8 protein-coding genes and 2 pseudogenes are annotated in these 12602 nt (G+C 55.9%); 7 read left to right on the top strand and 3 right to left on the bottom strand.

The annotated features are described in order from the left end of the window. Positions 1-447: 447 nt before the first annotated feature. The 3 genes and pseudogenes from ACR3FF_RS22435 to ACR3FF_RS22425 all read right to left on the bottom strand — a co-directional run. Positions 448-684 carry a hypothetical protein gene (locus tag ACR3FF_RS22435; protein WP_458190372.1) on the bottom strand — a complete coding sequence of 79 codons (237 nt, stop codon included), beginning with the start codon at positions 682-684 and terminating at the stop codon, positions 448-450. 78 nt (positions 685-762) lie between these two features. Continuing rightward, positions 763-1892, bottom strand: a pseudogene (locus ACR3FF_RS22430) (IS630 family transposase). Positions 1893-2162: 270 nt separating this feature from the next. Further along, positions 2163-2456: pseudogene (locus ACR3FF_RS22425) on the bottom strand (IS6 family transposase); the annotation flags it as partial. Between the two features lie 189 nt (positions 2457-2645). Here ACR3FF_RS22425 and ACR3FF_RS22420 point away from each other — a divergent pair. From ACR3FF_RS22420 to ACR3FF_RS22390, 7 genes are all read left to right on the top strand, one after another. Beyond that, positions 2646-2948 (top strand): hypothetical protein, encoded by a 303-nt coding sequence (locus ACR3FF_RS22420; RefSeq protein ID WP_458190371.1) that lies wholly within the window; start codon positions 2646-2648, stop codon positions 2946-2948. Then, positions 2948-4486, top strand: a complete 1539-nt coding sequence (locus ACR3FF_RS22415; RefSeq protein ID WP_458190370.1) for a sodium:solute symporter family protein — start codon at positions 2948-2950, stop codon at positions 4484-4486. Before ACR3FF_RS22420 ends, ACR3FF_RS22415 begins: the two co-directional genes overlap by 1 nt. 142 nt (positions 4487-4628) lie before the next feature. Further along, the gene (locus tag ACR3FF_RS22410; RefSeq protein WP_458190369.1) at positions 4629-6710 is read left to right on the top strand and encodes a hydantoinase/oxoprolinase family protein; all 2082 of its coding nucleotides are present in this window, start codon (positions 4629-4631) and stop codon (positions 6708-6710) included. After that, positions 6703-8505, top strand: a complete 1803-nt coding sequence (locus tag ACR3FF_RS22405) for a hydantoinase B/oxoprolinase family protein (RefSeq protein ID WP_458190368.1) — start codon at positions 6703-6705, stop codon at positions 8503-8505. Before ACR3FF_RS22410 ends, ACR3FF_RS22405 begins: the two co-directional genes overlap by 8 nt. Further along, on the top strand, positions 8502-9818 hold the full coding sequence (locus ACR3FF_RS22400) for an MFS transporter (RefSeq protein ID WP_458190367.1): 1317 nt from the start codon (positions 8502-8504) through the stop codon (positions 9816-9818). The genes ACR3FF_RS22405 and ACR3FF_RS22400 overlap by 4 nt, the downstream gene beginning before the upstream one ends. Before the next feature lie 451 nt (positions 9819-10269). Continuing rightward, positions 10270-10392, top strand: a complete 123-nt coding sequence (locus tag ACR3FF_RS22395; RefSeq protein ID WP_458190366.1) for a hypothetical protein — start codon at positions 10270-10272, stop codon at positions 10390-10392. 51 nt (positions 10393-10443) lie between these two features. Continuing rightward, positions 10444-12462, top strand: a complete 2019-nt coding sequence (locus ACR3FF_RS22390) for a CocE/NonD family hydrolase (RefSeq protein WP_458190365.1) — start codon at positions 10444-10446, stop codon at positions 12460-12462. Positions 12463-12602: the final 140 nt, after the last annotated feature.

Here is a 12602-nt window from a genome sequence, read left to right as displayed (position 1 = left end):
GGCGGAATAAACAGGCAGAGAATCGGCTTTTGTCGATGTAGCGGATGGAGAGCGAAGCATTTGGCCTGCGTATGAAACCACTGTTGGAGATGAGCTAGACATCTTGTTCGGGGTGTTCCGCCGGGAACACCCCTTTCTCCTGCGCCCTCATAGTATGGATTCATCCTCTGTGAGGTGGAGCCAATCAGCCGTGAATCTGTTAGCCATATCCGGGTATCGTTTCTTTGTTCGTATATCTTTTTCCGCTATTCCTGTTGATTAATGTACAATACTAATCCTGTCACAACCACTGAATCTATAGAAATGGATGAATGGCATCGAAGAGATATACCTTTGTGAAAAGAGGAAGACGGGGTCGTCCAAAAACGTGAGCCAAGCGATGTGCTTGCGGTCATGGAACCGCTTGAACCCTCTATGACGTGCGAGATTGCGGGGGAACTTGGGTGGTCATGTCGGACGGCGTATGAGGTTTTGAATGGGCTTGCCGATGTAGGGTTTATCAAGCTTTGAATCATCAAAATCGAATGCGATAATGAACGGGATAGCGAGATTTTCTTTGCGGCTGTTGGTACCGGTCGCGGCAAACACGAGGTCAATACCGCTTGACGTATCCCATCCGACCGGCCCTTGAGCTTTGTGTCCATGTTCGAAGAAATTCTTTAAATCCTTATTGACCTCTATCACAATCTCCGTCGGATCATAGATGACTCTTATCTAATACCTGTAGCAGTGTTCCTCAGTGTAGCTTCAACCGTGGTTTCGTTAGTTCTCCTCCAACTCAACTGGGTACAGTCGGTGTAGCTTGATCCGGGCATCGTCGGTCGTAAACTGCCAGTCGATGAGCCGGTCAGCCGCGTTGCGGTGCTCCTGCCACGCAGCGACCTCCGACCGGAGGGTCGCTGCGTGATAGATGCGACGGTCAAGACACTGGCGTTTGAGGACGCCCAGCTCAATCTCGGCCATGTTCAACCAACTCCCCTTCTTGGGGACGTAGTGAAACTCGAACCGATCAAGGTACGCTTGGGCTTCATCTGGCGGAAAGAACTGATAGAAGCCAGCGGGATTGTGCGTATTGAGCTGATCAACCACCACCCGGATGCATTTCGCATCCGGGTAGTGGACATCCGCGAGTTCGACCATCCTGTCGATCCACTCGGTGGTACGTCTCCTCTCGGTAATTTCGACGTTCACCCAGCCAGTCAACGGTTCCGTGGCGAGGTGGATCCGGTGTTTGCCATTGCGTTCGTAGCGGTGATCGACGCGTGCGACCGCTCCCGGTTGCCGGGAGCGGGTCGCGTTCGTGGCCACGGAGTGCTTTGCTGGACTCATCGAAGCAAATGACCGGGCGGTTCTCGTTGTATGGTTCGTGGTAGAGATCGAGAACATCCTCCATGTAGTAAACGAAGTCAGCGTCCTGGTCAGGTGGAATCGCCCAGTAATCTGAGAGGTGCGGTTTGAGGGTGTTTTTTTAGCCGCTGTCGGACGGTTTCGTGAGAGATCGACTCGAAGTCGATCTCGTCGAGGGTGACGAGTTCGTCGGCCAGCAGATGGAGTGTCCAGCGGGAGTGTCCTTCTGGGGGTTCGCTGCAAGCAAGTCTGATGAGGTGGGCCTCGGCTCGCCCGTCCATCTTCGGGACGTACTCGCGGTCGGGCTTGCGGCGATGAATCGCCGCGAGCCCTCGCTCACAGTAGTGTTTGCGTGCTTTGTAGGGCGTCCCGATTGAACAGCCGAGGTGCTCACAGATTTGGGCATCTGTGAGCCCCTCGTCAGCTTTCAAGAGGATACGTGCTCGGGTGATATCTTCGGCGTTGCGTTTACCAGTCGAAATGAACCACTCGGGCGTTCTGCGTTCTTCGTCAGAGAGTTCGACAACGTGCTTCTTTCTGCTCATTCCTATAGAGAAGCGCTCAGAAAGCATGAACTAGCGGGTACAAACCTGAAGCTCCACTGAGTCGGCCCATATCGCCAGACGGTGTCCAAATCCCCTGAAATCAGCGATAAAATCCGAAGAGAGAAGGCCCGTTCAACGGAGCATGTTACGAAGATGTGTGAGTTGGTAGATTACGGGTTCCGTCTACGAGGTCAGTTCACGCTACAGTCTCGCTTTAGTTTTTGTCACTGATTGAAACACTGATATATTGGTGGCTGAGGTACTGTCTAGTCAACGATTCTGCACCTCCTCGACAGGCGTGCGGTTTTCAAGCGCTTGATTCGATCGCTGGAAATTATAGTAATAGACAAAGGCGGTGAGCCAGCGCGCAGCGCTGACTCTGCTGCCCATCCACGTCTGATGAAATCGGTCGATCCGCATGGCGAACGTCTGGAACCACTTTTCTATTAGATTCCGATCGACGTAGTCGAGGTGACCGCGCAGCTCGCACCGCGCGAGTGCGGTCAAATAGCCCATCCCGTCGACGAGAAACGTCGTCTCAGAGAGGTCGTGTTTCTCGGCCAGGGGCGCTCGCGGTACTCTCGTCGCCCCAGCACTCAAGCGGTTCGGGTCCAAAGAGACAGTGAATGGTTCTTGGACGGCCATAGCATCCGTCTCCAAGAACTGTTCGCTCTTTGGCTAGACAGTGCCGTGGCTGAAATAATTAATATTCACTTACATAAATTTGATTTGCATGGTAGTATATGTCACATCATGGTCCTACCGGAGTCACGAGCTGGAAAAATCACAGTCGCTATTCTCGGCGTGTTCACCATCGCGATGAACCCACCGATAATAACGATAATCGACACCCCGACCATGGTGTGGGGAATCAACGTGCTGTACTTGTGGACGGTCGTATGGGGGATACTCATCACACTCGTACTCATCTGGGCCGCCTGGCGTGACGCGTTCGCGCTCACTGAAGACCAGGTGCCACCCGAACTCCGCGGCCGCGAGGACGTCATGACGACCGAATCAAAAAATAGGGACGCCACGATCAAGGGAGGAGACTGATGGTCTCATTACAAACTACGGTAGCGCTCGCGACAATCGGTATCTATCTCGCCATGATCCTCGCGATTGGGTATCGCGGCTGGCAAGTTGGTAAGCTCGATGTCGACGACTGGATGGCAGCCGGTCGCGGCCTCGGTATCGTTGTCCTCTTGTTCACGTTTGCCGCATCGTATCACTCCGCCTTTGCATTCCTCGGCATCGGCGGCTTCGTCTACGCGAACGGAATCGGTATTTTTAGTGCCTCGACGTTCTATCTGGTTATCTCCGGCGTAATCCTCTGGGTCGTCGGTTCCCGCGTCTGGCTACTGGGGAAGAAACATGGATACATCACTCCTTCAGATCTCCTCGAAGACTTCTATGAATCGCCATTACTTGGCAAGCTCGTAAGTCTCGCACTTATCATATTCACTTTCCCATACATTGCAACACAGCTCATCGGCGGCGGCATCATCTTCGAGACGGCGACACAGGGCACAATAAGCTTCGAGGTTGGAGCAGCCATCTTTCTGATTGCTGGCGTCGTCTATGTCTGGCTCGGTGGCCTCCGTGCCGTCGCGTGGACCGACGCCATCCAGGGCGTATTCATGTTCGGTGCGATATGGATCGCCGGCTGGTTTTTCGTCTTCACCGCCTATCGCGGTCCACAGGCGTTTTGGACGGAAATGATACAATCATTCAGTGCCTACGTCTCACTTCCTGGCCCTGCAGGAACGATCACACCAGCGTTCTACATCTCGTTCGCGATTATGACCGGCGTCGGCGTGTCGATGACGCCGCATCTTTTTTTGCGGTACATCTCGGCGCGCTCGCCGCGCGTAATCAAGTGGGTCGCTGCCTTCGGAACCGGGTATCTCATCCTGTTCTACCTTCCGGTAGCCTTTCTCGGGTTGGGTGCTGTTGAAGCGTTCCCCGACCTCGCGCAACCGGACTCGGCGATTCCGACTGTACTCTACGAGTTCACTCCGGTGTGGTTTGCCTCCATCGTCATCGCTGGAGCCGTCGCAGCCGCGATGAGTACCGCCGACTCCCAACTACACGCCGTGTCTGCACTTATTACGCGTGACTGGTATCAGGACTACGCTGGCGAAGACGTCGACGATCAGACTGTTACCCGCGTCGCCCAGTTCACGGTTCCTATCCTTGGAATTCTCTCGTACATCATTGCGATTCAACAGTTTGAGTTCATCTTGCTGCTGACAGCGCTTAGCTTCTATGGCGCTGCCCAGCAACTCCCGCTTCTCTTGGGGGCGCTGTTCTGGCCACGCGCATCACGAGAGGGCGCGCTCGTCGGGTTCTCCCTTGGTATCGTCGTCACGGCACTGATTGAGTTCGATTTCGTCACGTTGCCGAGTGTGTTCCCCGGGTTCGTGAGCGGGTTCTATGGTCTATTTGTGAACACAGTCGCTTTCGTCGCTATCAGTTACGCCGTCGGCGGCGTCTCCGACGAGTCACTCGAAGAAACGCAAGGCTATATCGAGTACGCCATTTCGCGTGCATGGGACCGTGACAGACAATCCACCGCAGGTGATGATGATTGACGAACTCCTGTCACTATTGTCTGGATAGAGCACTGTATCGTACCGGATATACGCAGGAACGGTCGACCGGTGTGATTCGGTCGATGAAACTACGCTGTGAGGCAGTAACGTGTGGAACAACCAACTCCGCACTAAGAAACGTATGAACCATAGCGAAACGACCACCAGAACGGACGACACACTTCGCGTCGGCGTGGACATCGGTGGCACCTTCACTGACATCGTCACCGTACAGGACGGCACTGTTCGAGTCAGCAAGACGTCATCTACACCCGGTGCGCCGGAACGGGGCGTCCTCGACGGACTCGAAGACGCGAGCAAACGAGACGAATGGGCGTTCGAATCGATCGGATTCCTCGGTCATGGGACGACCGTTGCGACAAACGCAATACTCGAGGAGGGCTGGGCCAATACCGCGCTCGTGACGACCGAGGGATTTCGAGACGTCGTCGAAATCGGCCGACAGAACCGGCCGGACATATACGACTTCCAGACCGAGAAGCCACCCCAAATCGTTCCCCGGAACCGTCGGTTCGAAGTGGGGGAACGACTCGATGAACGCGGTACGGTTCTCAGGGAACTCGACGAAGCGAGCGTCCGAACGGTTGCCAGTCGACTGCGCGACAGCGAAATCGAGAGCGTCGCGATTAGCTTGCTCTATGCATTCGAGAACGACGACCACGAACGACAGGTGCGTAGTATCCTGACGGACGAAGGTGTCGGTATGTCGTACTCGCTGTCGAGCGATGTGCTCCCAGAAATCCGTGAGTATGAGCGAACGCTGGCGACTGCGATGAATGCCGCGCTCAAACCGGTAATGGACCGCTACATCGGCAACCTCGAAACCGAAATTATGAACCGAGGTGTCGATACCGATTGCAAAATAATGCAATCGAACGGCGGCATTATCGCCGCTGACATCGCTCGCGAACAGCCGGTTCGAACATTACTCTCAGGGCCCGCCGCCGGCGTTCAGGGAGCGACCGCGATCGCACAAAACTGTGGTATCAACGACGTGATTACGATGGACATGGGCGGAACATCTTGTGACGTGTCGCTCGTCGAAGACGGAACGCCAATAATTTCGACTAACGTTGAGATCGGGGAATATCCGGTCGGAGTGCCGATGGTCGACGTGCACACGATCGGATCTGGGGGTGGGTCTATCGCCTGGATCGACAAGGGCGATGCCCTCCGCGTCGGCCCGCAGTCGGCGGGTGCCGACCCGGGACCGATTTGTTATGGCCGGGGCGGTACCAAACCGACTATCACCGACGCCCATCTTCTGCTTGGTCGGTTGAATCCTGAGGCGTTCCTTTCGGACGAACTTGATGTCGACGTTGACGACGTGCGTCGTATTGTCACCGAGCGTATCGCGAACCCACTCGGGCAGTCCGTTGAGGAAGCAGCTCAGGGGATTGTCGACGTCGCGAACGCGAACATCCAGCGGGCACTACGGGTCGTCAGCATCGAGCGTGGTCACGACCCTCGTGAGTTCGGACTCGTCGCTTTCGGCGGAGCAGGGCCACTTCATGCATGCGAAATCGCTCGTGAGCTCGAAATCCCCAGAGTCGTTGTTCCACGAACTGCGGGCGTGCTTTCGGCACTCGGGCTGCTGATGAGCGACATGATATACGACTATAGCACCTCGCGTGTGCGCCATCTCTCGGCGGTCGACCCCGCGGAATTGTCGACCACGTTCGCAGACTTTGAGCAAAGCGGGCGAGCCAGGCTATCGGAGGCGGCGCTTTCGAACGATCGAATGCAGTTCGAGCGCGTCCTCGACCTTCGATACGTCGGTCAGTCGTTCGAGTTGTCAGTTCCCGTCCCGGAGGGAGACGTAGACGAGGCGAGCATTGACGTCGTCGAAGAGCGATTCCACGAGCGCCACAAGCAACGCTATGGCCACGCGTATCCGGAAGAGTCAGTCGAACTCGTGACGATTCGACTCCGTTCGCGAGGCGTCATCGATCCACCGACCCTCACCACTGACCGGTCGGCCGGCAGTGTCGAGGACGCACTGCGCGAGACGCGGGCGGTCGTCTACGATGGCGAGCCACGTGAGACACGCATCTACGACGGAGCACGCTTACCACAGGAGGGGACATTCGATGGTCCAGCCGTCGTCGAAGGCGCTGAGAGCACGACCATCGTATTACCGGGCCAGCGCGTCCGCGTGGACGAGTACGGTAATCTGCTCGTGGAGGTGTTTCCCGATGACTGACTCGAGTACAAACACTGAGACTAATTCGGCGTCGACCGATGGCGAGATCGATTCGGCAACCCTCGAAATCATCCGCAACGCGTGTGCAGCGATCTCCGAGGAGATGAACGCGAACCTGATTCGAACGGGATACTCACCGAACATCAAAGAACGCAGGGACTGTTCATGCGCCTTGTTCGATGCGGCTGGAGAGATGATCAGTCAGGCCGAGAATATGCCCGTGCATCTCGGCGCGATGCCTTTTTCCGTCGCGGCAGCGGTCGATCGATTCCCGCCAGAAACCCTCGATCCGGGCGACGGCATCTTGCTGAACGACCCCTTCCGCGGCGGCGCCCACCTCCCCGACCTCACGCTCGTCACGCCGGTGTTCGTCGACGGCAACGTCGTGGCGTACGCCGCGAACCGCGCCCATCACGCGGACGTGGGCGGGTCGAGCGCTGGCAGCGTCGCCGCCGATTCAACGGAGATATATCAAGAAGGCGTTCGGATTCCCCCGGTAAAACTCTACGAGGGCGGAGAGGTCAACGAGACGGCGATGGATCTCATCCTCGCGAACGTTCGGACACCGGACGAGCGCCGGGGTGATCTGCGCGCTCAGGAGGCTGCGAACCAGACCGGCCAGAAGCGGTTTCGAGAACTCGCAGAGAAGTACGGCACCGATTATCTCGATACCGCACTCGATGCGATCAAAGACTACTCTGAACGCCGGATGCGAGCGGAAATCGCCTCGCTACCTGATGGGACCTATCGATTCGAAGACGTCCTCGACGACGACGGCCGCGGTAACGAAGACCTCCCGATCGTCGCCGCGGTAACCATCGACGGCGATTCGGTCGACATCGACTTTGAAGGAACAGCAGCCCAGACCGAGGGGCCGGTCAACGCCGTTTTCGCCGTGACAGCGTCGGCGACGTATTATGCAGTCCGGTGTGTAACCGACCCGAACATTCCGCCGAATCATGGCTGTTACCGGCCAATCGACATCGATGCACCAGAAGAGACCATTGTCAACCCGGTGCTCCCCGCGGCAGTCGTTGGCGGGAATCTCGAAACGTCCCAACGCGTCACGGACGTCGTGCTCGGCGCGCTCGCGGAAGCGACGCCGGAGCGTGTCCTCGCCGGGAGCCAAGGAACAATGAACAACGTCACCTTCGGCGGCACCGACCCGCGAGACAATTCGCCGTATGCCTTCTATGAAACACAGGGCGGAGGGTTCGGCGGCCGCGCCGGAAAGGATGGATTAGACGGCGTTCACGTCCACATGAGTAACACGATGAATACACCCATCGAGGTCCTGGAGACAGCCTATCCTCTTCGTGTCGTTCGCTATGAGTTCCGCGAGGACTCCGGGGGCGCAGGCCAGTACCGAGGCGGACTCGGTTTGCGACGGGACATCGGAGTGCGCGACCACCACGCGACGTTCAGCCTCCTTGCTGACCGCCGTCAGCACGCTCCGTACGGACTCGCCGGCGGCCGCGATGGAACGCGCGGTGCTGCTTACCGCTTCGAGAACGCGCTCGATGATGTAATAAAGACGGACGAGGGCGGTGAACGCCTCCCTGGAAAAACCGTTATCGAACTCGACCCCGGCACGGTCGTGAGCATTCGCACGCCGGGTGCTGGCGGCCACGGTGATCCCGATAACCGCGACCCAGCGGCGATACGCCGCGACATAGAACTCGAAAAGATTTCTCGAGAGACAGCGCGTGCAGTGTACGGATATGAACACGGGGAATCCACTAGTAGGGACGCCGACAATGAGACAGACGGTGATTCGACCAGTAACACCCAATGAGTGTGTCTACCGAGACACCGGTACCAAGCAAGCTCGAAATTGCCCCGTTCGTCGCGGTCATGAGCGTCGGTTATGTGCTGTTCGCACCTGCGGCAATTCCCGACGTCCTCACTGGCCGATTTCACGTTGGCTATACTGAATTTGGCTTGGTGACAAGCGTGCCGCTTCTGTCGTTCGTTCTTGCACAGGCACCGAGTAGTTACCTCACCACTCGATACTCGACGACGCGAATCCTGCTCGGTGTGACGCTGATACACCTCATGTTGGCGGTCACGCTCGATTTCGCTCACACCTTTCTAACGCTGCTCGCGCTCCGAGCCGTGTGGGGACTTGCAGGCGGAGTCGTACTCACCGCCGGTGCGACACACATTGTTCGCCTCCACCAGGGGTCGAGTGCGACGAGTGAGCAGGGGTTCTACGGAGGTGCATTAACGTTCGGTGGCGTAGTTGCCTTTCTCGCGGTGCCAGTACTCCTTGAGAATATGGGACGGTTCGGTCTGCACACTCCCGGTACACTTGTGGGGGTGCTTGCAGCCGTCGCGTGTTGGCGGCACCGAGACGAATCCATCACTCACCCGGACCGTTCCCAATCTACAACAGAGCCAGACGAGAGCACTACTGTGGCGAACCCAACTGAACGAGCGGCGAATCCGAACGAGCGTCACAGGACTGTTCGTTCCACAAAGCGGAAACGAATGGCGAACAGGACATCGAAGGACCTGTTATCGAACGTTCGATATGTCCTTTCCCATCCTGTCGTGGTCGTCGCCGCGGTCTGCTACGTCGCCACGATGGGGTCGTACGTAGCACTCTCGACATTCATCACTGCGTACTTCGACGCGCTTGATGTCGCTGGGCCGCTGAATGCAGCTGTGTTGCTCGTTGCGACGACCGGACGAGCGGTCGGCGGCGTCGTCACCGACCGCTGGGAGGTCCACGATTGGACGGTGATCGCCGTTGCAACGGCGATGGCGATTCTGGGTTTCGCCGTCCTTGCGCTCGCTCGCTCACCGACGGTTCTTCTGATATTCCCGCTCCTTGCGATGCTCGCCATCTCGTTCCCGTTTGGCGCAATTTATGGAGTTGCTGGTGACACAACGGTCGATGCGGGGATAGCGCTCGCGATTGTTATTGCCGCAGGCAATCTCGCTGCACTTCTCTTGCCAGCCGTCACCGGTATAATTCGTGACATGACGGGGAGCTATCGAGATGCATTCTTGCTGTTAGGGGCTCTCAACGCTATCGCAGCGATTACAGTTATTGGACTCCGTGCGAAACATGACGTACACTCATCAATTGACCGCTCACAGTAATCGCTGTCTGGGCGTGTACTCCCCACATTGGTTTGATCTGACAGGATCATCCCAGTGAACACAATTTATACTCCATTAGTGGTCATACTGTTGAGTATAGATGCGGTGGTTATAAGTGCCCTCATAGTGATGGGGCTCAGGAGAGCATTCAGAAATGGCGAGACTCTGAGTTAGTATATAATACTACCTCTGTGCTAACTCAGAATCTAGTAGAATGAGTGACGTCAGAGCGAACTCTACTGAATGGCGACGAGAATTTTCTCTAATACGCCTGTTAACTCGCCGCACAGGCGCTGTAGGTGGGGGATATGGGAACTCATCGCACCGACATATGCAAGTTCCTTCTCTAACGAGAAAGCCGACAAAGCCATGGAAAAGGCTCGAACAACCCGAGACAAGAAAAAAGCGAGGAGACCACTATTTAATAGCTCAGAAGATCATTACTGATAATATGTCCAAGCCGATCCTGGTCTGGAACAACGTCAGCCACGCGTTCCGCTCTCGAGTCAATAACTTCGACGTCTACCCGACTGCCTGCAAGCTGTTCAAGGACGTGTGGGTGAGTCAAAACTGACCCTGCAAGAATGTGTGAATTGATGAATGTAACAGTCATTTCGATCCTATCATGACTTCCCACGATCCACTTGGCGATATTCGACGCCACACGGCTCTTGAAATCCCCGTACAGTCAGAAACCGTTGCAGCGTCCAGATATGAACCGCTCGGCAGCGATACCCCCTCACCAGCCCTGTTGATGTACGTCCCGTACCACCAGGACGATCTCATCACCTACGGTGCTTACGATCCGCTGTGTCTTTATTTTGCCAAACACGGCTACGAGGTCGTCGTCGCTGACATGCTCGGGACAGGTAGTTCGAGCGGGTTTATCGACGAACCATTCACCCGACGTGAAGGGACTGAACCAGCCGCCATCGTCGAATGGCTCGCTGAACAGCCCTGGACTACTGGTCGAATCGGTCTCTTCGGGAAATCCTACGGTGGTATCACAGCCCTAGATGCTGCAGCTCAGCAGCCGGACGCCTTGGACGCGATCGTCCCCATTCATACCCCCTATCAGGGACGGCGGAACGCATACTCCTACGGCGGCCTGTTCGAGTTTCTCACCATTGGGATGGACTGGCTAACATTGATGCAAGCTCTCGAGGCAAAACCAGCGAGTATCCATGATGCAGATGGTGAGTGGCTCAATCGTTGGCAGAATCGATTGGAACAGTCACGCGATCGAATGCCATGGCTATTCCAGTTCATTGACAATGATCCCCACGAATCATACTGGGAGGATAAGAATATTCCCGTCGAGCGTATCGAAACCCCGACGCTCGCTATCGGTGGTTGGCGTGATCCGTACACACAGGATACACTGGAGTACTTCGAGGCCATCGATGCACCAAAGCGACTTCTACTCGGCCCATGGCGTCATCAGATGCCTCATCGGGGCCGTGAGAGTGCTATCAACTTCCGTCGGCAGGCACTCGACTGGTTCGACCGCTTCCTGCGTGATGAAGAAAACGGAGTGATGGACGAACCGACCATTTCTTACTGGACCGAGCTTGACGGTGGCGGGTCTTCGACCGGTCAATGGCGCGGCCGAGAAACGTGGCCGACAGTATACAATGAAGATACAACGGATCCGCCAACCAACGGCAAGACAATCTATGACGAGACAGATGATTCTGTGACGTTCGCACTCACATCAACAGGGCTCTCATCGCCGAGTGATTACAAGACCGGTGAAGTTGATGCCGAGTACACGATTGATCCTACTGTCGGACCTTCCTCGATCGATCCCTACGGAGTATCGATCAAACCGCCAGCAACGAACGATGACGACGTACGATCGTTAACTTTCGAGACAGATCCCCTTGATAGTCCGATCGAGCTCACCGGCACTGGCGAAGTGACGCTCCGACTCGAAGCCAGCGTTCCCGACCCAACTATTGTCGTTCGACTCATCGATGTGTCACCGAATTCTCGTGGCACACTCGTTTCCCATGGTGCTTTGCGGGGCAAATACCGAAAAGGCCTCGACAATCCTGATGAAATGGAACCCGGAACTGAATACGATATAATCATTCCGTTCGAACCCAAGTCTCATGTCTTCGAGGAAGGACATTCGATCCGTGTTGCCATCGGCTCGTCTTACTTCCCCGTCTCTCTTCCAACCCCAGACCAAGGGTCGTTCATAGTTCGTTCCACACCCGCTGATCCCGCTATTGTGCGGTTCCCTGGCTGCCAAATGAACAGTGTGGATTTTGATGACTCAGTAGATATGGCTCCACCCGATGAGAGAGTACCGACAAGCGCCGAACATTCGAATAGCAGTTCCTCGTGGACCACTAGTCGTGAGCGGGTCTCTAACTGTGTTCAGACGTCCAAACGCCACTCGTTAGACGTTGATTTCCCACACGGTCGACTTTCCCGGGAAGCAACTTTTGAGGCATCGGTTATGGCAGACGATCCATCAACCGCAGCTGCTCAGAACGAGATGACAGTAGAAATCGCGACTGATTTCGGTGAGTTCGAGATTGTTGCCAGTAACTACATTTCTGACAATTACTGTCAGCTTGAGACCAGGGTTGAACTCGATGGCGACACAATGTTCGAGGAGACGTGGCGTCATTGACTTCCTCCCACGCCTGAAGACCTGTCTCTTACCCATAAGTCAGTGATAGAGAGAAAATCTAATCAAATGAGATCTGAGAAGAAGGAATGAGTCAAAATGCGGTCATTATTGGAACTGAACCTTGAGTCGCTATGAGTACT

Source organism: Haladaptatus ordinarius, from assembly GCF_054177595.1.
Note: the sequence above shows the minus strand (reverse complement) of the source record. Positions and strands in the feature narration are given on the sequence as shown.

Bases quoted from the DNA above. Each gene is read 5' to 3' on its own strand.
- ACR3FF_RS22420 (WP_458190371.1), top strand. From the start codon at position 2,646: ATGGTCCTACCGGAGTCACGAGCTGGAAAAATCACAGTCGCTATTCTC.
- ACR3FF_RS22415 (WP_458190370.1), top strand. From the start codon at position 2,948: ATGGTCTCATTACAAACTACGGTAGCGCTCGCGACAATCGGTATCTAT.
- ACR3FF_RS22410 (WP_458190369.1), top strand. From the start codon at position 4,629: ATGAACCATAGCGAAACGACCACCAGAACGGACGACACACTTCGCGTC.
- ACR3FF_RS22405 (WP_458190368.1), top strand. From the start codon at position 6,703: ATGACTGACTCGAGTACAAACACTGAGACTAATTCGGCGTCGACCGAT.
- ACR3FF_RS22400 (WP_458190367.1), top strand. From the start codon at position 8,502: ATGAGTGTGTCTACCGAGACACCGGTACCAAGCAAGCTCGAAATTGCC.
- ACR3FF_RS22395 (WP_458190366.1), top strand. From the start codon at position 10,270: ATGTCCAAGCCGATCCTGGTCTGGAACAACGTCAGCCACGCGTTCCGC.
- ACR3FF_RS22390 (WP_458190365.1), top strand. From the start codon at position 10,444: ATGACTTCCCACGATCCACTTGGCGATATTCGACGCCACACGGCTCTT.